Source organism: Burkholderia cepacia ATCC 25416, assembly GCF_001411495.1.
Classification (GTDB): domain Bacteria; phylum Pseudomonadota; class Gammaproteobacteria; order Burkholderiales; family Burkholderiaceae; genus Burkholderia; species Burkholderia cepacia.
Map to the genome: position 1 here is coordinate 313,216 of NZ_CP012981.1, position 22,949 is coordinate 336,164.

Sequence of the window (22,949 nt, forward strand, 5' to 3'; positions counted from 1 at the left end):
TCAGTTACGCACCGGCTTGCCGGTCTGCAACATGCCCATGATCCGTTCCTGCGTCTTCTGCGTGCCGAGCAGCTCGACGAACGCACGGCGCTCGAGCGCGAGCAGCCACTGCTCGTCGACGAGGCTGCCGGCTTCGACGTCGCCGCCGCACACGGCTTCGGCGATGCGGCTCGCGATCAGGTAGTCGTGGTCGCTGATGAAGCGGCCGTCACGCATGTTGACGAGCGATGCCTTGATCGTCGCGATCGCCGAGCGGCCCGCGACCGGCACGTCCTTCGCACGCAGCGGTGCGCGGTAGCCGGTGGCGGCCAGCGCACGCGCTTCCTTCTTCGCGGTGTCGAGCAGTTCGAACACGTTGAAGACGATCGTGTCGGACGGCTTCACGTAGCCCATCGCACGTGCATCGTGCGCGGAGGCCGAGACCTTCGCCATCGCCGCGTTCTCGAACGACTTCGTGACGAACTTCAGGATGTCGGTGGTCGCGTTCGCGGCCGTCGCGGCGTCCGCTGCGCGCAGCGCCGCTTCCTTCAGGCCGCCGCCCGCCGGCACGAGGCCGACACCCACTTCGACGAGGCCGATGTAGCTCTCGACGTGAACGACGCGCTTCGCGCTGTGCAGCATCAGCTCGCACCCGCCGCCGAGCGCGATGCCCGACACGGCCGCGACGACCGGCACGTTCGCGTACTTCACGCGCAGCATGCCTTCCTGGAACTTCTTCACGAACGGCTCGATACCCTTCGCGCCGCCCATCATGAACGCGGGCATCGCCTCTTCGAGGTTCGCGCCGGCCGAGAACGGGCCGCCCGGCGTGCCGAGCTTCAGCGACGTCGGCTGCCAGATCACCACGCCCTTGTAGTCCTTCTCCGCGAGTTCGATCGCCTGCACGAGGCCGTCGATCACGCTCGGTCCGATCGTGTTCATCTTCGACTTGAACGACACGATCACGACGTCGTCTTCACCCGCACGATCGTCGACCCATGCGCGCACCGCGTCGGTCTCGAACAGCGTCTTGCCGTACGTCTTCGGATCGGCGCCCGCTTCGCCGAGCAGCGGCGCGCGGAATACCTGCTTGTCGTAGACCGCGAGGTCGGAACGCGGCACGAAGCGCTTCGCAGCCGGTGCCCACGAGCCTTCGGCCGTGTGCACGCCGCCCTTCTCGGCAACCGCGCCTTCGAGCACCCACGACGGCAGCGGCACGTTCGCGAGCGCCTTGCCGGCCGCGATGTCTTCCTGCACCCACTCGGCGACCTGCTTCCAGCCGGCGGCCTGCCAGCCTTCGAACGGGCCTTCGTTCCAGCCGAAGCCCCAGCGGATCGCGAGGTCGACGTCGCGCGCGTTGTCGGCGATCGATTCGAGATGCACGCCGATGTAGTGGAACACGTCGCGGAAAATCGACCACAGGAACTGCGCGTGCGGATGGTCCGTCTCGCGCAGCAGCTTCAGGCGTTCCGCTGGCGGGCGCTTCAGGATGCGGCCGACCGTTTCGTCAGCCTTCGCGCCCGAGTCGACATAGGTGCCCGTCTTCGCGTCGAGCACCTTGATCGCCTTGCCTTCCTTCTTGTAGAAACCGCCGCCCGTCTTCTGGCCGAGCGCGCCCTGCTTAACCAGTTCGGCGAGCACGGCGGGCGTCTGGTAGACCGGGAAGAACGGATCGTCGGCGAGGTTGTCCTGCATCGTCTTGATCACGTGCGCCATCGTGTCGAGGCCGACCACGTCCGCGGTGCGGAACGTCGCCGACTTCGCGCGGCCGAGGCGGCTGCCCGTCAGGTCGTCGACTTCGTCGAAGCGCAGGCCGAACTTCGCGGCCTCGGTGATCACCGCGAGGATCGAGAAGATGCCGACGCGGTTCGCGATGAAGTTCGGCGTGTCCTTCGCGCGCACGACGCCCTTGCCGACGATGCTCGTCAGGAAGGTTTCGAGCTGGTCGAGGATCTCCGGACGCGTATGCGCGGTCGGGATCAGCTCGACGAGGTGCATGTAGCGCGGCGGGTTGAAGAAGTGCACGCCGCAGAAGCGCGACTTCAGCTCGTCCGAGAAACCTTCGGACAGCTTCGTGATCGACAGGCCCGACGTGTTGGTCGCGAAGATCGCGTTCGGCGCGATGTGCGGCGCGACCTTCTTGTACAGGTCGTGCTTCCAGTCCATCCGCTCGGCGATCGCCTCGATCACGACGTCGCACTCGGCGAGCTTCGCGATGTCGTCTTCGTAGTTCGCGGCTTCGAGGTATTTCGCGTCGTCCTTCACGCCGAACGGCGCAGGCGACAGCTTCTTCAGGTTCTCGATCGCCTTCAGCGCGATCGCGTTTTTCGGGCCTTCCTTGGCCGGCAGGTCGAACAGCAGCACCGGCACGCGCGCGTTGATGAGGTGCGCGGCGATCTGCGCGCCCATCACGCCGGCGCCCAGCACGGCGACCTTGCGAATCAGGAAATTGCTCACGGGATGTCTCCGGATAGTGTCGTGCAGCGCGGAGGTTGGGGCTGCACGGAGAAGTGAGTACCAGGAACCGATGCATCCGGGCGGCGCGCCTCGCGCCCCGCCCGGACTCGCGTCAGAACAGCGATTCGTCGACTTCCATCATCGTCTTCGAACCGGCGCGTGCGGCGCGGATCGTCGACGCCGTCTCGGGCAGCAGGCGCGCGAAGTAGAAGCGGGCCGTCGCGAGCTTCGACTTGTAGAACGGATCGCCCGACGCTTCCTTGTCGAGGGCGAGACGTGCCATGCGCGCCCAGAAGTACGAGAACACCAGGTGGCCGACGGTGCGCAGGTACGGCACGGCGGCGGCACCGACTTCGTCGGGGTTCTGCATCGCCTTCATGCCGATTTCCATCGTCAGCTTCTGCACCTTGTCGCCGATGTCGGCGAGCGGGTTGATGAACTCGGCCATTTCCGGCTTCACGCCTTCGGCTTCCGCGAATTCCGTCACGAGCTTGCCGAACTTCTTCAGCTTCGCGCCCATGTCGCCGAGCACCTTGCGGCCCAGCAGGTCGAGCGACTGGATCGAGTTCGTGCCTTCGTAGATCATGTTGATCCGCGCGTCGCGCACGTACTGCTCCATGCCCCACTCGGAGATGAAGCCGTGGCCGCCGTAGATCTGCATCGCGTGGTTGGTCGACTCGAATGCGTTGTCGGTCAGGAACGCCTTGATGATCGGCGTGAGCAGCGCGACGAGATCGGCCGCTTCCTTGCGCACCGCTTCGTCGGCGTGCGACAGTTCCTTGTCGATCTGCAGCGCGGACCAGTACGTGAACGCGCGCGCGCCTTCAGCATAGGCCTTCTGCGTGAGCAGCATGCGACGCACGTCCGGGTGCACGATGATCGGGTCGGCCGGCTTGTCCGGTGCCTTCGGGCCCGTCAGCGAACGCATCTGCAGGCGCTCCTTCGCGTACGTGAGCGAGTTCTGGTACGCGACTTCCGTGAGGCCGAGGCCCTGCATGCCGACGCCGAGACGCGCGGCATTCATCATCACGAACATCGCGTTCAAGCCCTTGTTCGGCTCGCCGACCATCCAGCCCTTCGCGCCGTCCAGGTTCATCACGCACGTCGAGTTGCCGTGGATGCCCATCTTGTGCTCGATCGAGCCGCACTTGATGCCGTTGCGCTCGCCCGGCTCGCCCGACGCGTCCGGAATGAACTTCGGCACGATGAACAGCGAGATCCCCTTCGTGCCCTGCGGCGCGTCCGGCAGGCGCGCGAGCACGAGGTGGATGATGTTCTTCGACATGTCGTGCTCGCCGCTCGAGATGAAGATCTTCGTGCCGCTGATCGAGTACGAGCCGTCGCCGTTCGGTTCGGCCTTGGTGCGCAGGATGCCGAGGTCGGTGCCGCAGTGCGGCTCGGTCAGGCACATCGTGCCCGTCCATTCGCCCGACACGAGCTTCGGCAGGTATTGCTTCTGGAGTTCCGGCGCGCCGTGCGCGTGCAGGCATTCATACGCGCCGTGCGACAGGCCCGGATACATCGTCCATGCCTGGTTCGCCGAATTCAGCATTTCGTAGAGCGCGTTGTTCACGAACGCGGGCAGGCCCTGGCCGCCGTAGTCCGGATCGCAGCCGAGCGCCGGCCAGCCGGCCTCGACGTATTGCTGGTAGGCCTCCTTGAAGCCGGTCGGGGTCTTCACGACGCCGTCGCCTTCATACGTGCAGCCTTCGCGGTCGCCGACCTGGTTCAGCGGGAACAGTACCTCGGAGCAGAACTTGCCCGCTTCCTCGAGGACCTGGTTGATCGTGTCGGCGTCGAGGTCCGCATGCTTGGGCATTTGCTTGACTTCGGCTTCGACGTTCAGAAGCTCGTGCAACACGAATTGCATGTCGCGCAGCGGCGCGGCGTACTGTCCCATGACTCTCTCCAAAGGTGGGCAAAACGGCTCGAGCTCCTGGCGGGCGGATCACGCGCCGCTAACGGCTCTCGCTCTGATACGAAACAATCGTCTTTTCCAGCGCGGCCCACGTGAGGCGCACGGCATCCGGCGAATGCAGGAAACGTGCGTCGTGATGCAGGCCGAGCGTGAAGCTGTACAACTCGAAGAGCATCAGGTCCGGATCGGTATCCGCACGCAGATGGCCTTCTTCCTTCGCCTGCGAAATGGCCCGCAGCATCGCGGCACGCCAGGCCGTCACGCTCGCGATCAACTGCTCGCGCACGGGGCTGTCAGGCCGGTCGTCGTACTCGACGGCCCCGCTGATGTAGATGCATCCGGTCGTCACCTCCTGGATGCGCTTCTCCGTCCAGCGGGCCAGCATCGCCCGAAGGCGCGGCAAGCCTCGCGGCTCGCGCAGGCTCGGAAAGAACACCTCGTTTTCGAAACGATGGTGATACTCGCGGACGACCTCGACCTGCAGGTCCTCGCGCGATCCGAAGTGCGCGAACACGCCGCTCTTGCTCATCTGCATGCGCTCGGCCAGCAAGCCGATCGTCAGCCCCTCCAGCCCGTCACGGCTGGCGAGGTCCAAAGCAGCTTCAAGTATCGCGGCACGCGTCTGTTCGCCTTTTCGCATAGCTATTTCTGTAACCGTTCGGGGGTTCGAATAAAATCGAACGGCCGTACTATTATTGAGTGCGGCCGCTCGCGAAACAAGGAAATTATTAGAAACCGGTGTCTAACCGAGCCGCTATTTTGCGCGATTCCGGCGGGACCGGAGCGGCTTTTCCGCACGAACGTGCGGACAGATTTTTGAAGCGAACGCTTAGTCTGCGTCAGTCGTAACCACCGACCGTCAGCGCCTTCATCACGACACGATACGCCGTATAGGCGAGCCAGTTCAGCATGCGCTCGATGCGCGGGCGCGCGGCGAATCGGGCGGGGTCGATTTCCCGGCCGTCGGCAAACGCGGCCGCGATCGCGTCGCGCAGTTCGTTCGTGACAGCATCGTAGCGCACCAGCACGACATTCGCCTCATTGTTCAACATCAGGCTCAGCGCGTCCAGATTCGACGAACCGACTGTCGCCCAGTTGTCGTCGATCACGGCCACCTTACCGTGCAGCATCGTCTTGTCGTACTCGGCCACGCGCACGCCCGCGCGCAGCAGCGCGTGATACAGGAACGGCACGGCCGTATCGAGTGCCGCGAATTCCTTGCGGCCGATCAGGATCCGCACGTCGACGCCGCGCCGCGCGGCGCCCGCCAGCGCACGGCGCAGCTTGCGCCCCGGCATGAAGTACGGATTGGCCAGCAGGATCCGCTGGCGTGCCTGGCCGATCGCCGCGAGATACGCCTTCTCGATCGCGCGACGGTTCACGACGTTGTCGCGCGCGACGAACGCGACGCTCGGCTCCGTCACGACCCGCAGCGCGCCGGCCTTGATCCAGCGATGGCTGCGCATCCAGCGCCGAAACATGTCGGGGAACGCTTCCCCGCCATGCAGCCCGGCTGCGTATTGCGCATACGGCTTGTGACCGAACATGATCCGGTGCCACTGCAATTCGAACGCGGCGCGCACGTCCGACACCGCGGGCCCCGCCATCTCGACCGCGAAATCCCAGCGCGGAAACGGCAGCGTCGCGCCGCCCTGCGCGTAGTCGTCGACGATATTGATGCCGCCGCAGAATGCAACCGCGTGATCGATCACCGCGAGCTTGCGATGCGTGCGCGAGAAGCCGAAGCGGCCGAACAGGAAACGGTTGTAGATGCAGTGCTCGACGCCGGCCGCCACCCACGTGTCGAACAGCGGCAGGCGCGCGGTGCCGATGCCGTCGGTGATCACGCGCACGCGCACGCCGCGCTGCGCCGCGCGGATCAGCGCGTCCGACACCGGCCGGCCGGCCGCGTCGTCGCAGAAGATGTAGGTTTCGAGCATCACCTGCTCGCGGGCGGCATCGATCCGCTCGATCAGTGCCCGGAAGAATGCGCCGCCGCCCTCGCACAGCCGCACGGTGTTGCCCGACGTAAAGGCGAGCCGCGACGCGGAACCGCGTTCCTGCAGGAACATCTGCCGCAATTGCGCGAAGCGCTTGCGGGCTTCCGCCGTCATGCGGACGAGCCGTGCGGCGCGCGCGAGAGTGCCACGCGCGCGGGCAATTGCAGGATCGCCTCGGCATTCGACGGCGAGAAGCAGCGCGCGGCCGCCTCGCGGAACGGCAGCCACGCATGGTCGACGTGCTCGCGCGGCGACAGCGTCACGTCGACGCGATGCGGCACGCACAGGCCGAACCAGTGTTCGGTGTTGCGCGTGACGCCCGGCGCATAGCGGTGCAGGTATTGCGGATAGATCGTGTACTCGATCCGGTGGCGCCAGTCGACGAGCGCGCTGGCCGGCACATCCGCGGTGCCGACCGCAATGCCGGTTTCCTCGGCCACTTCGCGCGCGGCGGTGACCGCGAGCGGCTCGTCGAGCGCGTCCTTCGAGCCGGTCACCGATTGCCAGAAATCGGGCTGGTCGGCACGCTTGATCACGAGCACATCGAGGTCGGGCGTGTAGATCACGACAAGAACGGATTCGGGGATTTTCGGCGGCTTCGTCATCTTTGTTTCATGCAGCACGGGGCCGCGCGCCGGGCACAGGCTCCGAACGGGCGGCAAGTGCTGCGACTGTACCGCAAAAAACGAAAAAGGCGCATCGCTGCGCCTTTTTCATGAGCGTCGTGTGCGTGCGAACGCACACACGACCGGATGCGAAGCGCGTTACGCCTTCGGCTGTTCCGGCTGACGCAGGCGGATGTGCAGTTCGCGCAGCTGACGCTCGTCGACCGGGCTCGGTGCCTGCGTGAGCAGATCCTGCGCACGCTGCGTCTTCGGGAACGCGATCACGTCGCGGATCGAATCGGCGCCGGCCATCATCGTGACGATGCGGTCGAGACCGAACGCGATACCGCCGTGCGGCGGCGCGCCGTACTGCAGTGCATCCAGCAGGAAGCCGAACTTGAGCTGAGCCTCTTCCGCACCGATCTTCAGTGCACGGAACACCTTGCTCTGCACTTCCTCCTGATAGATACGCACCGAGCCGCCGCCGATTTCCCAGCCGTTCAGCACCATGTCGTAGGCCTTCGCGAGGCAGCGGCCCGGGTCGGTCTCGAGGTACTCGAGGTGCTCGTCCTTCGGGCTCGTGAACGGGTGGTGCGCAGCGACGTAGCGCGCATCTTCGTCGTCGTATTCGAACATCGGGAAGTCGACGACCCACAGCGGCTTCCAGCCGGCCTGGACCAGACCGTTCGCCTTGCCGAATTCCGAATGGCCGATCTTCAGGCGCAGCGCGCCGAGGCTGTCGTTGACGACCTTCGCGCGGTCGGCCGCGAAGAAGATGATGTCGCCGTCTTCAGCGCCGGTGCGCTCGAGGATCGCCGCGATCGATGCGTCGTGCAGGTTCTTGACGATCGGGCTCTGCAGGCCGTCACGGCCCTTCGCCTTCTCGTTGACCTTGATCCATGCGAGGCCCTTCGCGCCGTAGATGCGCACGAATTCGGTGTAGCCGTCGATGTCGCCACGCGACAGCTCGCCGCCCTTCGGCACGCGCAGCGCCGCGACACGGCCGTCCTTCGCGTTAGCCGGCGTGCTGAACACCTTGAAGTCGACGTCCTTCATCGCGTCGGTCAGCTCGGTGAATTCGAGCTGCACGCGCAGGTCCGGCTTGTCCGAACCGAAACGCGCCATCGCTTCCGAGTACGGCATCACCGGGAATTTCGCGTCGAGTTCGACGTCGATCGTCGTCTTGAAGATGTGACGGATCATGTCTTCGAACAGGTCACGGATTTCCTGCTCGCCGAGGAACGACGTTTCGCAGTCGATCTGCGTGAATTCCGGCTGACGGTCGGCACGGAGGTCTTCGTCGCGGAAGCACTTGGTGATCTGGTAGTAACGGTCGAAGTTCGCGACCATCAGCAGCTGCTTGAACAGCTGCGGCGACTGCGGCAGCGCGAAGAACTGGCCCGCGTTCACGCGCGACGGCACGAGGTAGTCGCGTGCGCCTTCCGGCGTGCTCTTCGTCAGCATCGGCGTTTCGATGTCGATGAAGCCCTGCTCGTCGAGGTACTTGCGCGCTTCGATCGCGACGCGGTAGCGCAGGCGCAGGTTGTGCTGCATCTGCGGGCGGCGCAGGTCGAGCACGCGGTGCGTGAGGCGCGTCGTTTCCGACAGGTTGTCGTCGTCGAGCTGGAACGGCGGCGTGACCGACGCGTTCAGCACGTTCAGTTCGTGACACAGCACTTCGATCTTGCCGCTCTTCAGGCCGGCGTTGACCGTACCGTCCGGACGGTTGCGCACGAGGCCCTTGATCTGCACGCAGAACTCGTTGCGCACGCCTTCGGCGGTCGCGAACATTTCCGCGCGATCCGGGTCGCACACCACCTGCACGAGGCCTTCACGATCGCGCAGGTCGATGAAGATCACACCGCCGTGATCGCGGCGGCGCTGCACCCAGCCGCACAGCGACACGGTTTGGCCCAGCAGGTGTTCGGTCACGAGACCGCAGTATTCAGTACGCATCGACATGATGTTTGCTTTCGTTCGGTTTGATCAACGGGTGCCGCAACGCGCGGCCCGGGCGATGATTCTTTACTTACAGCGGCGGCTCGACGGGGCGGCGCGCAGGCGCCGGAACCGGCGCCGGGGGCGCCACCACGCCCATCGAGACGATGTACTTGAGCGCGGCATCGACCGACATGTCGAGTTCGATGACTTCGCTCTTCGGCAGCATCAGGAAGAAGCCCGACGTCGGGTTCGGCGTCGTCGGAATATAGACGCTCACGTATTCTTCCGTCAGATGATTGAGCACGTCGCCGCCCGGCGTGCCGGTCAGAAACGCGATCGTATACGAGCCGCGGCGCGGATATTCGATCAGCAGCGCCTTGCGGAACGCATTGCCGCTGCTCGACAGCAGCGTGTCCGACACCTGCTTGACGCTCGTGTAGATCGGCCCGACGACCGGGATGTGACGCACCACGGCGTTCCACCACGTGACGAGCTTCTGGCCGATGAAGTTCCGCGTGGCCAGCCCGACGACGAAGATGAACGCGAGCGTCAGCACCGCGCCGATCCCCGGCAAGTGGAAGCCGAGCATCCGCTCGGGCTGCCACGATTCGGGCAGCAGCAGCAGTGTCTGGTCCATCGTGCCGATGATGAGACCGAGCACCCACAGCGTGATCGCGAGCGGGACGAGAACCAGCAGGCCGGTCAGAAACACCGATTTCAGGGTCGTCTTTTTCATCATCTGCCGTCAATGAACCGCGCCGGCGGCGCGGGTTGGTCGCAGCCCGGCCGGGCCGCGACGGTCAACTGCTGGCGGCGGGCGCGGCTGCCGGGGCAGGCGCAGCGCTCGTCGTCGTGCTTTCGGAACTGCTCGATGCCGCCGGCGCGGCCGCGGCGGGCGCGGCTTCCGCCGGTGCGGCCGGCGCTGCGTCGCCCGACGCCGTCGCCGGCGCGCTGGTGCCGCCCGAACCGCCGCGGAAATCGGTGACATACCAACCCGAACCCTTCAGCTGGAAGCCCGCCGCAGTGACCTGCTTGCGAAATGCGTCCTTCCCGCATTCCGGACACTGCGACAGCGGCGCATCGCTCATCTTCTGGAGCACGTCCTTCGCGAAGCCACACGCTTCGCATCGATAGGCGTAGATCGGCATGATATTTTTCCCGCGGAAACTGGAAACGGCTTGCAAAACCTTGAATTATAGCTGAAACCCCGCCGCGCTCCGGCAATGGCCGCGACACCCGCGCATCAGCGGCGGCGCCACGTCAGCCAGCGCTCGTGACCTTCGAACACGGGCAGCGAATCGGTCACGGGCAAATCCTCGATCAGTTCGAAGTGCGGCGTGAGCAGCGCATCGAGTTCGGCACGCTCGATTCCGAACGGCGGCCCCTTCGGTTTCGCCATCAGGAAGAAATAACCTGCCAGCAATCCGTCCACGGGCAGCAGCTCGGCCATGCGTGCCGCGTAGCCGGCGCGCATGGCCGGCGGCAGCGCGCACAGGAACGCGCGCTCGTACACCCACTGCACGTCGAACGGCGGCCGGTACGAAAAGAAATCGGCCTGCTCGACGACTTCCGCGTGCGCGCCGAGCTGCGCTTTCGCAACTGCCACTGCCTGCGCGGAGAAATCGATCGCACGCACGGGCCAGCCGGCCTGCGCGAGCCACCTGGCCTCCTGCGCACTGCCGCAGCCGGGAATCAGCACCGCGCACGGCTCAAGCCGGTGCGCGAACACGCGAAACCCGTCGGGCACGCCACCGAATTCCCACGGCATCACGCCACGCGCGAAACGTTCGTCCCAGAACGATGCGTTGCCGGGATCGCGCGTCGTGAAATCGGCGGCTGCCGGTGTAGCCGGTTGCTTCGGATCGGACATCGCCCTGCTCCTTTCGGTCATGTGCCGTACGCGAGCGCGAGCAGCACGCGCGCGACGAGCGCCCCGACGCCGACGGCGAGACCGAAGATCAGCAACGCCTGCAGCAGCCGGTTCGTCCGCTTCTGCTCGACGAGAATCTGGCGCATCAGGTCCTCGCTCGCCGCGCGCGGCGCGTCGTGGCGCGCCGCCATCGCATGATGGATCAGGCGCGGCAGTTGCGGCAGCGTCTTGCTCCACTGCGGCGCTTCGACCTTGAAGCGCTCGTACCAGCCGCGCAGGCCGATCTGCTCGGTCATCCAGCGCTCGAGGTACGGCTTCGCGGTCTTCCACAGGTCGAGCTCGGGGTCGAGCGAGCGGCCGAGCCCCTCGACGTTCAGCATCGTCTTCTGCAGCAGCACGAGCTGCGGCTGGATCTCGACGTTGAAGCGACGCGACGTCGAGAACAGGCGCATCAGCACCTGGCCGAGCGAGATGTCCTTCAGCGCGCGATCGAAATACGGCTCGCACACCGCACGGATCGCGCTTTCGAGCTCCTCGACGCGCGTCTCGGGCGGCACCCAGCCCGATTCGAGGTGGAGCGTCGCGACGCGGTGGTAGTCGCGCTTGAAGAACGCGAGGAAGTTCTGCGCGAGGTAGTTCTTGTCGAAATCGGACAGCGCGCCGACGATCCCGAAATCGAGCGCGACGTAGCGGCCGAAGGTGTTCGGATCGAGGCTCACCTGGATGTTGCCCGGGTGCATGTCCGCATGGAAGAAGCCGTCGCGGAACACCTGCGTGAAGAAGATCTCGACGCCTTCGCGCGCAAGCTTCTTGATGTCGACACCGGCCGAACGCAGCGTCTCGACCTGGCTGATCGGCACGCCGGTCATGCGCTCCATCACGAGCACCTGCGACGTCGAGAAATCCCAGAACATCTCGGGCACGAGCAGCAGGTCGAGACCCGCGAAGTTGCGGCGCAGCTGGCTGCCGTTGGCGGCCTCGCGCATCAGGTCGAGTTCGTCGTGCAGGTACTTGTCGAACTCGGCAACGACCTCGCGCGGCTTCAGGCGCCGGCCGTCGGCCCACATGCGCTCGGTCCAGATCGCGATGTCGCGCATCAGCGCGAGGTCGGAATCGATCACGGACAGCATGTTCGGGCGCAGCACCTTGACGGCGACGGCCTTGCCCGCGTGCTGGCCCTGCTTGAGCTTCGCGAAATGCACCTGCGCGATCGACGCGCTCGCGACCGGTTCGCGCTCGAATTCGTCGAACAGCTCGTCGACCGGCGCACCGAGCGACTTCTCGATGATCCCGATCGCGACCGCCGAATCGAACGGCGGCACCTGATCCTGCAGCTTCGCGAGTTCGTTCGCGAAATCGACCGACAGCAGGTCGCGGCGCGTCGACAGCACCTGGCCGAACTTGACGAAGATCGGGCCGAGGCTTTCGAGCGCATGGCGCAGCCGCACCGCCGGCGGATCGGAATAACGGCGACCGATCGTCGTGATCCGCAGCAGCAGCTTCACGCGCCGGTCGTCGATCCGGGACAGCATCACTTCGTCGAGACCAAAGCGGATGACGGTGTAGACAATCTTGATGAAACGGAAAATGCGCATGCCCTGCGGCCCTCAGTGCGCGCCGCGCGGGCCGGAACCCGTGCGCGCGCCGATTTTTTGTTCGAGTCGCTCGCCCCGCTTTTCGACCCGCGCGAGCGCATCGCGTGCGCGCGCCAGTTCGGCGTCGAAGCCGCCGAGCGACGCGCGCCGGACGACTTGCGGGTTCTCGTCGAGCCAGTATTCGGCAACGGAATCGAGCACGTTGCGGCCGGTACGTCGCGCGCGCGCACCGGCGTCGCGCACGACCGTCGCGATCCGGTATGCCGCCGCGTCGCCGACCAGCTTCGCGAGATCTTCTTCAGGTTCCCAGCGCAAGTGCTCGGCCAGCTTCGCGATCTGCGTCGCGAACTCCGCATCGCCCTCGATCTTCACGTGCTTCATCACGGCCGCCTGGCCGCCCTGCAGGAACGCGGCGACCGTGTCGCCCGCGAGCGCGATCGACACGTCGACCTGTTGCGCATCGTGCGCGTCGACGGCCGACAGATAGCCGTCGGGCTGCACCAGCAGCGTGAGCGTGACGGGAGGCACGTCGATCCGGGCAGTCTTGCCCGCATACGGAATCAGGCGGTCGCGCGCCCACGATTCGCGGGCGAGCAGGTGATTGACAGCAGCAGCAAAAGGCTTGGCGGCAAAGGTCATCGGGCTGGGAAAGAAAAAACCCGCGCAGGCCGGGCGCCCACGCGGGTTTCTATTGTAACGTCGGATCGTCGGCAGGCCGTGCCTGACCGCACACCCGGGCGGCAAGCGGTCGCAGTGCGGCAGCCGTTGCCCGGGTGTCCGGCGGCGTGGCCGCCGGACACGCTCAGTGCGTGTTGATCTGCTGGATGCCCGCGAGCAGCCAGCCCTGACTGCCCGACTTCGACAGGTTCCACACCTCGTCGAACGGCGCGGCCGACGCATTCGCCGATTCGCGGATCAGCCCGTGGAAACGCACGCTCGCCGACTGCTCGATGCCGCGATCCTCGATCGCGACCAGTTCCGCGTCGAGCTGCACGACGTCGGTCTGGTTCGACTCGTTGCCGCGCGAATCGAGGTCGATCTTGATCTCGGCGAACATTTCGGGCGTCGTGAACTCGCGGATGTCGGCCAGGTTGCCCTGGTCCCACGCGGCCTGCAGGCGCACGAAATAAACCTTCGAGCTGCGCAGGAACGCTTCGGTGTCGAAGCCGGCCGGCACCTGGAGCGGTGCTGCCGCCGCCGCTGCCGCGCCTGCGCCCGCGGCACCGCCGCCGAACACGCCTTGCGCTTCGTTCGCGTAGCTGCTGCCGCTACCCGCATAGTTGCTGCCGGTGCCGCCCTGCTGGAACGACGGGCTCTGCGAGTAGCCGCCCGACGACGACGCCGAGCCGCCGACCGAGTATGCCGGCTCCTGCGGACGACGGCGGTTCATGAACTTGCGGATCAGCCAGATGCCGACCATCGCGAGCAGCGCGATCACGATGACGTTCGCCATCATGCTCGCGAATGCGCCGCCCAGGCCGAAGTGCGACAGCAGCGCCGCGATGCCGAGACCGGCCGCGAGGCCGGCGATCGGCCCGAGCCAGCGCGAGCGGTTGGGCTGCGCGGCCGGCGCGGGCGCGGCCGGGTTCGCACGCTGCGCCTGCGACGGCGCAGCCTGCTGCATCGGCTGCTGCGCAGGCGGCGTGGCCTGGCGCTGCGTGACGGTGGAATTCTGGCGGCCGATGCTGCGCCCGCCGCCCATGCGCTTGGCTTCAGCGTCGAGCGATGCGAACGTGCCGGCCGTGAGCAGGCCGACCATCAGCAGTGTGCCGACTCGTCGAGCCCACGGCTTCGACGGCTTGCTACGGTTGAACAACGAACGCGTTTCGGACATCAGCTTCTCCAGATGTAAGACAAATGTATGGAAAGAGCCCCTTAGTACTTGGCTCCCATGTGTAAAGCTACCACGCCACCTGACAAATTGTAATATTTGACGGCATCGAGGCCCGCTTGTTCCATCATCGTCTTCAGCGTGTCCTGATCGGGGTGCATCCGAATAGATTCAGCAAGATACCGGTAACTTTCAGCATCTTTCGCGAACTTGTCGCCAAGCCACGGTAATACTTTGAAAGAATACAGATCGTACGCCTTTTTCAGCGGATCCCAGACTTTCGAGAATTCCAGCACCATCACGCGGCCGCCCGGCTTCGTCACGCGGCGCATCTCCGCCAGCGCGGCATCCTTGTGCGTCATGTTGCGCAGCCCGAACGCGACCGTGACCAGATCGAAGTAGTTGTCCGGAAAGGGGATTTTCTCCGCGTCGCACAGCAGCGACGGCGTCACGATGCCCTTGTCGAGCAGCCGGTCGCGACCGACGCGCAACATCGATTCGTTGATGTCCGTGTGCCAGACCTCGCCCGTCGGCCCGGCTGCCTTCGCGAACGCCTTGGTCAGGTCGCCGGTGCCGGCCGCGATGTCGAGCACCTTGAAGCCGGGACGCACGTTCGCCTGCGCGATCGTGAACGCCTTCCACGCGCGGTGCATGCCCGCCGACATCAGGTCGTTCATCAGATCGTAGTTGCTCGCGACCGAATGGAACACACCCGCCACTTTCTTCGCTTTTTCGTTTTCCTCGACGCTTTCGAAGCCGAAGTGGGTTTTGCTCATCGCGTTGATCCTCAGTAAATGGCAAGACGGCGCCGAGCGGGCGCCGTCGAATTTCAGTGGCAGTGGCCGTGCGACGCGGAGGCCGGCTGCATCGGGGCGTCGCGCTCGACGCCCGCCGCCTTCAGTTTGTCGAAATAGTCGCGCCACAGCGCGTCCTGCTGCGTGGCCAGCTCGTACAGCAGGTCCCAAGAGTAGATGCCGGTCGAATGGCCGTCGGAAAACGTCGGCTGCAGCGCGTAGTTGCCAACGCCCTCGAGCGCGGTGATCGTCACCTCGCGCTTGCCGGTCTGCAGCGTCTCCTGGCCGGGCCCGTGGCCGCGCACCTCGGCCGACGGCGAATACACGCGCATCAGCTCGAACGGAATCCGGTAGCTTTCACCGTTCGGGTACTGCAATTCGAGCACGCGCGATACCGCGTGCACGACGACGCCGGACGGAATCGGCGTCGTGGAAGTCAAACCGCTCATGGCTGCCTCGAATCGGTCATGCGTTGAATTTCCTCGCGCACCGCATTGTGCAGCAGCGAGGCCTGCGCCGCGCGCGTGCGCAGCAGCGCCTCGGACACGCTGCGCTGGCGCGGCGCCCAGACGGGCTGCGGGAAGTGGGCGTCGTTGGAAAAGCGCGGGATCACGTGCCAGTGCACGTGCGGCACCATGTTGCCGAGGCTCGCGAGATTCACCTTGTTCGGCTGCATCACGCGGCGCACGGCCCGCTCGACCGCGTAGACCACGCGCATCAGGTGGGCCCGCTCGGGCTCGCCGAGATCGGAGAATTCCGCTACGTGCGTGCCCCAGATCACCCGGCAGAAGCCCGGATACTCGTGCTCGCCCGTCGCGAGGACGACGCGCAGCGCATCGTCCTGCCAGAGCACCTCGCCGCCGTCTTCACGGCAAAACACGCATTCCATCGTCGCTCCCATGTGGACGGGCGCCGGCATTGCCGCGCCGGCGCCCGCTCATCCCCAGCCCGGTCGGGCGGTCGTCATGCCCGCATTAGACCAGCACGCGCTCGATCCCGCCATTGTTCGCGCGTGCGACATAATCGGCCATCCAGTTCTCGCCGAGCACCTGGCGCGCGATTTCGACCACGATGTAGTCGGCTTCGAGGTTCGCATCCTCGCCGTAGCGCGACAGGCCCTGCAGGCATGACGGGCAGCTCGTCAGGATCTTCACGTCCGGGCCGTTCGCGGCCGCGGCGGCTGGCGCCGGCGCAGCGCCGGCCACGACCGGGATGCTGCGCAGCTTCGCGGCGCCCTTGCGGATCTCCTCTTCCTTGCGGAAACGCACCTGCGTGGAGATATCCGGCCGCGTGACCGCCAGCGTGCCCGACTCACCGCAGCAACGATCGTTCTTCTCGATCTTGTAGCCGTCCTTCTCCGCGCCCATCAGCTCGTTCACGAGCTTCACCGGGTCCATCGTCTTGATCGGCGTATGGCACGGGTCGTGATACATGTAGCGCGTGCCCGTCACGCCGTCGAGCTTCATCCCCTTCTCGAGCAGGAACTCGTGGATGTCGATGATCCGGCAGCCCGGGAAGATCTTGTCGAATTCATAGCCGGCGAGCTGGTCGTAGCAGGTGCCGCACGACACGACCACCGTCTTGATATCGAGGTAGTTCAGCGTGTTCGCGACCCGGTGAAACAGCACGCGGTTGTCGGTGACGATCTTCTCGGCCTTGTCGTACTGGCCCGAGCCGCGCTGCGGATAGCCGCAGCACAGGTAGCCCGGCGGCAGCACGGTCTGCACGCCGGCCTCCCACAGCATCGCCTGCGTCGCGAGGCCGACCTGCGAGAACAAACGCTCGGAGCCGCAGCCCGGGAAGTAGAACACCGCTTCCGAATCGACGGTCGTCGACTTCGGGTTGCGGATGATCGGCACGATCTTGTTGTCCTCGATGTCGAGCAGCGCGCGCGCCGTCTTCTTCGGGAGGTTGCCCGGCATCTTCTTGTTGACGAAGTGGATCACCTGCTCGACGACGGGCGGCTTGCCCACCGTCGCCGGCGGGTGCTGCGTCTGCTTCTTCACGACGTTCTTCAGCATGTCGTTCGCGAAGCGCTGCACCTTGTAGCCGACGCCCATCATCACGCTGCGCGCGGCGTTGATCGTCTGCGGGTTGGTCGCGTTCAGGAAGAACATGCCCGCCGCATTACCGGCGTTGAATTTCTTCTTGCCCATCTTGCGCAACAGGTTGCGCATGTTCATCGTGACGTCACCGAAATCGATCTTCACCGGGCACGGCGTCGCGCACTTGTGGCACACCGTGCAGTGGTCGGCCACGTCGTTGAACTCGTCCCAGTGCTTGATCGACACGCCGCGGCGCGTCTGTTCCTCATACAGGAACGCCTCGACCAGCAGCGACGTCGCGAGGATCTTGTTACGCGGGCTGTACAGCAGGTTTGCGCGCGGCACGTGCGTCGCGCACACCGGCTTGCACTTGCCGCAGCGCAGGCAGTCCTTCACCGAATCGGCGATCGCGCCGATGTCGGACTGCTTCATGATCAGCGACTCGTATCCCATCAGCCCGAAGCTCGGCGTATAGGCGTTGCGCAGATCGGCGCCTTCGAGCAGCTTGCCCTTGTTGAAACGGCCGTTCGGGTCGACGCGCTGCTTGTACGCGCGGAATTCGGCGATCTCGTCGTCGGTCAGGAACTCGAGCTTCGTGATGCCGATGCCGTGCTCGCCGGAAATCACGCCGTCGAGCGAACGCGCGAGCGTCATGATGCGCGCGACCGCCGCGTGGGCGTCCTGCAGCATCTCGTAGTTGTCGGAGTTGACCGGCAGGTTGGTGTGGACGTTGCCGTCGCCCGCGTGCATGTGCAGCGCGACGAACACGCGGCCGCGCAGCACCTGCTTGTGGATCGCCTGCGCTTCGTCGAGGATCTGCTTGAACGCGCCGCCGTTGAAGATCGCGCGCAGCTCCGCGCGGATCTCCTGCTTCCACGAGATGCGCACCGTGCGGTCCTGCGTGACGTGGAACACGGTCGCGCCCGGCTGCTCGTCCGCGCGATCGGCGAACTTCTCGGCGAGCGCCTCGTAACCGAGTTGCACGAGGTAGTGCTGCGCCTCGCGCAGCGGCTGGTCGAGGCGGTCGCGCACGAATTCCCAGCGCGCGCGCACGCGCTTGAGCAGCTCCAGTGCCTGCTGGACGCGATCCTCGAGCAGTTCGGCGCTCGGGATCTCGTTCGCGTCGTCGGTCTTGCCGAGCGGCAGGTTGCCGCCGCGGAAAAACGCTTCCAGCGCGTCGACCAGCTGCAGCTTGTTCTTCAGCGACAGCTCGATGTTGATCCGCTCGATGCCGTCGGTGTACTCGCCCATCCGGTTCAGCGGGATGACGACGTCTTCGTTGATCTTGAACGCGTTCGTGTGCTTCGCGATCGCGGCCGTGCGGCTGCGGTCGAGCCAGAAGCGCTTGCGCGCCTCCGCGCTGATCGCGACGAAGCCTTCGCCGCTCTTGCCGTTCGCCATCCGGATCACTTCGGACGTCGCGTGCGCGACCGCGTCGGCGTCATCGCCGACGATGTCGCCGATCAGCACCATCTTGGGAAATGCGTTGCGCTTGCTCTTGGTCGCGTAGCCGACCGCGCGCAGGTAGCGCTCGTCGAGGTGCTCGAGGCCCGCGAGGATCGCGCCGCCCTGCTTCGACGTCTCGAACAGGTAGTCCTTGATCTCGACGATGCTCGGGATCGCCTCGCGCGCCTGGCCGAAGAATTCCAGGCAGACGGTGCGCGTGTGCGCCGGCATCTTGTGCAGCACCCAGCGCGCGGACGTGATGAGCCCGTCGCAGCCTTCCTTCTGCACGCCCGGCAGGCCGGCGAGGAACTTGTCGGTCACGTCCTTGCCGAGGCCTTCCTTGCGGAACCGGCGGCCCTCGATCTCGAGCATCTCGCTCTTCAGCAGCTTCTCGCCCGGCGCATATGCGCCGTCGAACCACTTCAGCTCGAAACGCGCGACCGCGATGTCGTGGATCTTGCCCTGGTTGTGCTCGTGGCGCGTGACTTCGAGCCAGTTGCCGTCCGGGTCGACCATCCGCCACCAGGCCAGGTTGTCGAGCGCGGTGCCCCACAGCACGGCCTTCTTGCCGCCCGCGTTCATCGCGACGTTGCCGCCGATGCACGATGCGTCGAGCGAGGTCGGATCGACCGCGAACACGTAGCCGGCCGCTTCCGCGGCTTCCGTCACGCGGCGCGTGACGACGCCCGCGCCGGAGAAGATCGTCGGCACCTTGTGCGCGACGCCCGGCAGCTCGGTCAGCTCGACCGCGCCGAGCTGCTCGAGCTTCTCGGTGTTGATCACCGCGGAGAACGGCGTGAGCGGCACCGCGCCGCCCGTGTAGCCGGTGCCGCCGCCGCGCGGGATCACGGTCAGGCCGAGCTCGAAGCAGGCCTTGATCAGGCCGGCGATCTCGGCTTCGGTATCGGGGGTGAGCACGACGAACGGGTATTCGACCCGCCAGTCGGTCGCGTCGGTCACGTGCGACACGCGCGACAGCCCGTCGAAACGGATGTTGTCCTTCTGCGTGCAGCGGCCGAGCGCCTTGGTCGCGCGGCGGCGCAGGTCGGCCATCTTCTCGAATTCGTCGGCGAACTCGTTGACCGCGCGCTGCGCGGCGGTTTCGAGCATCTCGACGCGCGATGCGCGTTCGCGGCCCGCGTCGTCGCGGTGCTCGGTGAGATCCGCGCTGCGGCGCTTGCCGATTTCGGTCAGCCGGTGGTTCAGCGCCTCGATCAGCAGCGCGCGGCGCTTCGGGTTGTCGAGCAGGTCGTCCTGCAGGTACGGGTTGCGGCGCACGACCCAGATGTCGCCGAGCACTTCATACAGCATCCGTGCCGAGCGGCCCGTACGGCGCTCGGCGCGCAGCTCGTCGAGCACCGACCACGCCTCTTCGCCGAGCAGGCGGATCACGATCTCGCGATCCGAGAAGGACGTGTAGTTGTAGGGAATCTCGCGCAACCGGGGCGCGGGGTCGGCGGCGACGGCGGCTGCCGCGCCATGCGGATCGAAAACTTGTGGTGCGTTCATGTTCGGACGACTCGGAGGGCCGATACACCGTGCACGGGCGTCGGCAAGCGCGTGGGCGCAATCTTGGGGAAATCTGTTCTGTTACCAGGCGCGCGGCTGTCCTTCATGGGGCCGGAGCGGGCGGAGATTCGCCCCTCCTAGCCGGCGACAGGGCCTGGCGGCACTCGATCATCAGCACGATCGCGCGCGGCGCGCATGCCGTTCCGCCGCGGGGCTGGCTGCGCGCGGCGTCGGCTTCAACGGTGCGATCCGAGGGTGCCTCTGCATCTTCCGAATCCTTGATTCAAAACGGAATTCTAACCCATGATCGGGCCACGCGTGACACGTCGGACAGGTCGTGGGGCTATCGCCGCGAGCCGCGCCAGGCCTGGCTCGGCGCGATTTCACGCGGTCATTCGCCGTCCGTCCGGTCGGTAACCACGCGGTTAAGCCGGTAAAAAAGGCCGCGCAACGTCGCCGACGCATCGTCCGCACGGCCCCGCGGGCGTGCGCCCGGCATGCCGCTTGCGTACAGGCGGACCCTTGGCGCTATCATTGATCCTTTACCGTCTGCTACCGCACTGCACGCGAGCGCCCATGGCATCCCACGATTACCTGAAGAAAATCCTCACCGCGCGCGTCTACGACGTCGCGATCGAGACGGAACTCGAATCCGCCCGCAACCTGTCCGCCCGGCTGCGCAACGCCGTCTACCTCAAGCGCGAGGACAACCAGCCGGTGTTCTCGTTCAAGCTGCGCGGCGCGTACAACAAGATGGCGCACATTCCGGCGGACGCGCTCGCCCGCGGCGTGATTACGGCATCGGCCGGCAACCATGCGCAGGGTGTCGCGTTCTCGGCGGCCCGGATGGGCGTCAAGGCGGTGATCGTCGTGCCCGTCACGACGCCGCAGGTGAAGGTCGATGCGGTGCGCGCGCACGGCGGCCCGAGCGTCGAGGTGATCCAGGCCGGGGAGTCGTACAGCGATGCGTATGCATACGCGGTCAAGGTGCAGGAGGAGCGCGGCCTCACGTTCGTCCATCCGTTCGACGATCCGTACGTGATCGCCGGCCAGGGCACGATCGCGATGGAGATCCTGCGCCAGCACCAGGGCCCGATCCACGCGATCTTCGTGCCGATCGGCGGCGGCGGGCTCGCGTCCGGCGTCGCGGCCTACGTGAAGGCGGTGCGACCGGAGATCAAGGTGATCGGCGTGCAGGCCGAGGATTCGTGCGCGATGGCGCAGTCGCTCGACGCGGGCAAGCGCGTCGAGCTGAGCGAGGTCGGCCTGTTCGCGGACGGTACCGCCGTGAAGCTGGTCGGCGAGGAAACCTTCCGGCTCTGCAGCGAATACCTCGACGGCGTCCTGACGGTGAACACCGACGCGCTGTGCGCGGCGATCAAGGACGTCTTCCAGGACACGCGCAGCGTGCTCGAGCCGTCCGGCGCGCTCGCGGTCGCGGGCGCGAAGCTCTACGCGGAACGCGAAGGCATCGAGAACCAGACGCTCGTCGCGGTCACGTCCGGCGCGAACATGAACTTCGACCGGATGCGCTTCGTCGCCGAGCGCGCGGAAGTGGGCGAGGCGCGCGAAGCCGTGTTCGCGGTCACGATCCCCGAGGAACGCGGCAGCTTCAAGCGGTTCTGCTCGCTCGTCGGCGACCGCAACGTCACCGAGTTCAACTACCGGATCGCCGATGCACAGGCCGCGCACATCTTCGTCGGGGTGCAGATCAAGCGCCGCGGCGAATCGGCCGAGATCGCCGCGAACTTCGAATCGCACGGCTTCAAGTCCGTCGACCTGACGCACGACGAGCTGTCGAAGGAACACATCCGCTACATGGTCGGCGGCCGTTCGCCGCTCGCGCTCGACGAGCGCCTGTTCCGCTTCGAGTTCCCGGAACGGCCGGGCGCGCTGATGAAGTTCCTGTCGTCGATGGCGCCGGACTGGAACATCAGCCTGTTCCATTACCGCAACCAGGGCGCGGACTACAGCTCGATCCTCGTCGGGCTGCAGGTGCCGCAGGCCGATCGCGCCGAATTCGAACGCTTCCTCGCGGCACTCGGCTATCCGTATGTCGAGGAGAGCGCCAACCCGGCCTACCGCCTCTTCCTGTCGTAAAGGCGTCACGCATGAATCCCGAACATTCCCCGCTCGGCAAGGCCACCGTCTACGCGGCCCAGTACGACGCGTCGCTGCTGTTCCCGATCCCGCGCGCCGGCGCGCGCGAGCAGCTCGGCATCGCGTCGGCGCTGCCGTTCTTCGGCACCGACATCTGGAACGCATACGAGCTGTCCTGGCTCAACGCGCGCGGCAAGCCGCAGATCGCGGTTGCGACCTTCTACGTGCCGGCCGAATCGCCGAACATCGTCGAGTCGAAGTCGTTCAAGCTGTATCTCGGCTCGTTCGCGCAGACGAAATTCGACTCGATCGACGCGGTGCGCGACACGCTGAAGCGCGACGTGTCGGCCGCGTGCGGGGCGAGCGTCGCCGTGCAGCTCGTGTCGCCGCACGATTTCGGCAAGCTCGAAATGGACGAACTCGACGGGCTGTCGCTCGACCGGCTCGACCTCGACACCGACGTGTACGAACCCGATCCGTCGCTGCTGTCGGCGGCCGTCGACGAAGCGCCGGTCGAGGAGACGCTCGTGTCCGACCTGCTGCGCTCGAACTGCCCGGTCACCGGCCAGCCCGACTGGGGCAGCGTGCAGATTCACTACGTCGGGCCGCAGATCGACCACGCGGGCCTGCTGCGCTACATCATCTCGTTCCGCAACCACACGGGCTTTCACGAGCAGTGCGTCGAGCGGATCTTCCTCGACATCCTGCACGCGTGCAAACCGGTGAAGCTCGCGGTGTATGCGCGCTATACGCGCCGCGGCGGGCTCGACATCAACCCGTTCCGCACAAACTACAACCAGCCGATGCCGGACAACGCGCGCAACGCGCGGCAGTGACGGCGGCGGGTGGCCGCCGCAGC

At 66.1% G+C, this 22,949-nt stretch carries 18 protein-coding genes; 2 read left to right on the forward strand and 16 right to left on the reverse strand.

Going from position 1 to position 22,949, the window contains the following annotated elements; genetic code table 11:
• The 16 genes from APZ15_RS01460 to APZ15_RS01535 form a co-directional block, all read right to left on the reverse strand.
• Window positions 1-2,436 (reverse strand): 3-hydroxyacyl-CoA dehydrogenase/enoyl-CoA hydratase family protein, encoded by a 2,436-nt coding sequence (locus APZ15_RS01460; RefSeq protein WP_021158421.1) that lies wholly within the window; start codon window positions 2,434-2,436, stop codon window positions 1-3.
• 112 nt (window positions 2,437-2,548) lie between these two features.
• Window positions 2,549-4,336: an acyl-CoA dehydrogenase C-terminal domain-containing protein gene (locus tag APZ15_RS01465; protein WP_021158420.1), complete on the reverse strand. Its 1,788-nt coding sequence runs from the start codon at window positions 4,334-4,336 to the stop codon at window positions 2,549-2,551.
• A gap of 58 nt (window positions 4,337-4,394) precedes the next feature.
• Window positions 4,395-4,994: a TetR/AcrR family transcriptional regulator gene (locus APZ15_RS01470; RefSeq protein ID WP_006751498.1), complete on the reverse strand. Its 600-nt coding sequence runs from the start codon at window positions 4,992-4,994 to the stop codon at window positions 4,395-4,397.
• Window positions 4,995-5,193: 199 nt separating this feature from the next.
• Window positions 5,194-6,468, reverse strand: coding sequence for a cardiolipin synthase ClsB (clsB, locus tag APZ15_RS01475; RefSeq protein WP_027789157.1), 1,275 nt, complete (start codon window positions 6,466-6,468; stop codon window positions 5,194-5,196).
• Window positions 6,465-6,959 carry a dihydroneopterin triphosphate diphosphatase gene (nudB, locus tag APZ15_RS01480; protein ID WP_027789156.1) on the reverse strand — a complete coding sequence of 165 codons (495 nt, stop codon included), beginning with the start codon at window positions 6,957-6,959 and terminating at the stop codon, window positions 6,465-6,467. Before nudB ends, clsB begins: the two co-directional genes overlap by 4 nt.
• Window positions 6,960-7,118: 159 nt before the next feature.
• The gene (aspS, locus tag APZ15_RS01485; RefSeq protein ID WP_021158416.1) at window positions 7,119-8,921 is read right to left on the reverse strand and encodes an aspartate--tRNA ligase; all 1,803 of its coding nucleotides are present in this window, start codon (window positions 8,919-8,921) and stop codon (window positions 7,119-7,121) included.
• Window positions 8,922-8,988: 67 nt separating this feature from the next.
• Entirely contained in the window at window positions 8,989-9,639 is a 651-nt protein-coding gene (locus APZ15_RS01490) for a DUF502 domain-containing protein (RefSeq protein ID WP_027789155.1), read from the reverse strand.
• Between the two features lie 61 nt (window positions 9,640-9,700).
• Complete coding sequence (locus tag APZ15_RS01495; RefSeq protein WP_027789154.1) at window positions 9,701-10,048, reverse strand: FmdB family zinc ribbon protein; 348 nt, start codon at window positions 10,046-10,048, stop codon at window positions 9,701-9,703.
• A 95-nt stretch (window positions 10,049-10,143) separates the two neighbouring features.
• Window positions 10,144-10,770, reverse strand: coding sequence for a methyltransferase domain-containing protein (locus APZ15_RS01500; protein ID WP_027789153.1), 627 nt, complete (start codon window positions 10,768-10,770; stop codon window positions 10,144-10,146).
• A 17-nt stretch (window positions 10,771-10,787) separates the two neighbouring features.
• Window positions 10,788-12,365: a ubiquinone biosynthesis regulatory protein kinase UbiB gene (ubiB, locus tag APZ15_RS01505; RefSeq protein WP_027789152.1), complete on the reverse strand. Its 1,578-nt coding sequence runs from the start codon at window positions 12,363-12,365 to the stop codon at window positions 10,788-10,790.
• Window positions 12,366-12,377: 12 nt separating this feature from the next.
• Window positions 12,378-13,004 carry a ubiquinone biosynthesis accessory factor UbiJ gene (locus APZ15_RS01510; RefSeq protein ID WP_057056440.1) on the reverse strand — a complete coding sequence of 209 codons (627 nt, stop codon included), beginning with the start codon at window positions 13,002-13,004 and terminating at the stop codon, window positions 12,378-12,380.
• Between the two features lie 163 nt (window positions 13,005-13,167).
• Complete coding sequence (locus APZ15_RS01515; RefSeq protein WP_027789151.1) at window positions 13,168-14,199, reverse strand: Tim44 domain-containing protein; 1,032 nt, start codon at window positions 14,197-14,199, stop codon at window positions 13,168-13,170.
• A 41-nt stretch (window positions 14,200-14,240) separates the two neighbouring features.
• Window positions 14,241-14,972, reverse strand: a complete 732-nt coding sequence (gene ubiE, locus APZ15_RS01520; RefSeq protein WP_027789150.1) for a bifunctional demethylmenaquinone methyltransferase/2-methoxy-6-polyprenyl-1,4-benzoquinol methylase UbiE — start codon at window positions 14,970-14,972, stop codon at window positions 14,241-14,243.
• 53 nt (window positions 14,973-15,025) lie between these two features.
• Window positions 15,026-15,439, reverse strand: a complete 414-nt coding sequence (locus APZ15_RS01525) for a gamma-butyrobetaine hydroxylase family protein (RefSeq protein ID WP_027789149.1) — start codon at window positions 15,437-15,439, stop codon at window positions 15,026-15,028.
• Window positions 15,436-15,879: an HIT family protein gene (locus APZ15_RS01530; protein ID WP_021161324.1), complete on the reverse strand. Its 444-nt coding sequence runs from the start codon at window positions 15,877-15,879 to the stop codon at window positions 15,436-15,438. Before APZ15_RS01530 ends, APZ15_RS01525 begins: the two co-directional genes overlap by 4 nt.
• Before the next feature lie 85 nt (window positions 15,880-15,964).
• On the reverse strand, window positions 15,965-19,990 hold the full coding sequence (locus APZ15_RS01535) for a DUF3683 domain-containing protein (protein WP_027789148.1): 4,026 nt from the start codon (window positions 19,988-19,990) through the stop codon (window positions 15,965-15,967).
• Between the two features lie 576 nt (window positions 19,991-20,566).
• Here APZ15_RS01535 and ilvA point away from each other — a divergent pair.
• Complete coding sequence (gene ilvA, locus APZ15_RS01540) at window positions 20,567-22,090, forward strand: threonine ammonia-lyase, biosynthetic (protein WP_027789147.1); 1,524 nt, start codon at window positions 20,567-20,569, stop codon at window positions 22,088-22,090.
• Window positions 22,091-22,101: 11 nt separating this feature from the next.
• Window positions 22,102-22,926, forward strand: a complete 825-nt coding sequence (gene queF / locus APZ15_RS01545; protein WP_027789146.1) for an NADPH-dependent 7-cyano-7-deazaguanine reductase QueF — start codon at window positions 22,102-22,104, stop codon at window positions 22,924-22,926.
• Window positions 22,927-22,949: the final 23 nt, after the last annotated feature.

Bases quoted from the DNA above. Each gene is read 5' to 3' on its own strand.
- aspS (WP_021158416.1), bottom strand. From the start codon at position 8,921: ATGTCGATGCGTACTGAATACTGCGGTCTCGTGACCGAACACCTGCTG.
- APZ15_RS01515 (WP_027789151.1), bottom strand. From the start codon at position 14,199: ATGTCCGAAACGCGTTCGTTGTTCAACCGTAGCAAGCCGTCGAAGCCG.
- ilvA (WP_027789147.1), top strand. From the start codon at position 20,567: ATGGCATCCCACGATTACCTGAAGAAAATCCTCACCGCGCGCGTCTAC.
- APZ15_RS01525 (WP_027789149.1), bottom strand. From the start codon at position 15,439: ATGAGCGGTTTGACTTCCACGACGCCGATTCCGTCCGGCGTCGTCGTG.
- APZ15_RS01535 (WP_027789148.1), bottom strand. From the start codon at position 19,990: ATGAACGCACCACAAGTTTTCGATCCGCATGGCGCGGCAGCCGCCGTC.
- clsB (WP_027789157.1), bottom strand. From the start codon at position 6,468: ATGACGGCGGAAGCCCGCAAGCGCTTCGCGCAATTGCGGCAGATGTTC.
- ubiB (WP_027789152.1), bottom strand. From the start codon at position 12,365: ATGCGCATTTTCCGTTTCATCAAGATTGTCTACACCGTCATCCGCTTT.
- nudB (WP_027789156.1), bottom strand. From the start codon at position 6,959: ATGACGAAGCCGCCGAAAATCCCCGAATCCGTTCTTGTCGTGATCTAC.
- APZ15_RS01470 (WP_006751498.1), bottom strand. From the start codon at position 4,994: ATGCGAAAAGGCGAACAGACGCGTGCCGCGATACTTGAAGCTGCTTTG.
- APZ15_RS01465 (WP_021158420.1), bottom strand. From the start codon at position 4,336: ATGGGACAGTACGCCGCGCCGCTGCGCGACATGCAATTCGTGTTGCAC.
- APZ15_RS01495 (WP_027789154.1), bottom strand. From the start codon at position 10,048: ATGCCGATCTACGCCTATCGATGCGAAGCGTGTGGCTTCGCGAAGGAC.
- APZ15_RS01490 (WP_027789155.1), bottom strand. From the start codon at position 9,639: ATGATGAAAAAGACGACCCTGAAATCGGTGTTTCTGACCGGCCTGCTG.
- APZ15_RS01530 (WP_021161324.1), bottom strand. From the start codon at position 15,879: ATGGAATGCGTGTTTTGCCGTGAAGACGGCGGCGAGGTGCTCTGGCAG.
- APZ15_RS01510 (WP_057056440.1), bottom strand. From the start codon at position 13,004: ATGACCTTTGCCGCCAAGCCTTTTGCTGCTGCTGTCAATCACCTGCTC.
- APZ15_RS01500 (WP_027789153.1), bottom strand. From the start codon at position 10,770: ATGTCCGATCCGAAGCAACCGGCTACACCGGCAGCCGCCGATTTCACG.
- queF (WP_027789146.1), top strand. From the start codon at position 22,102: ATGAATCCCGAACATTCCCCGCTCGGCAAGGCCACCGTCTACGCGGCC.
- ubiE (WP_027789150.1), bottom strand. From the start codon at position 14,972: ATGAGCAAAACCCACTTCGGCTTCGAAAGCGTCGAGGAAAACGAAAAA.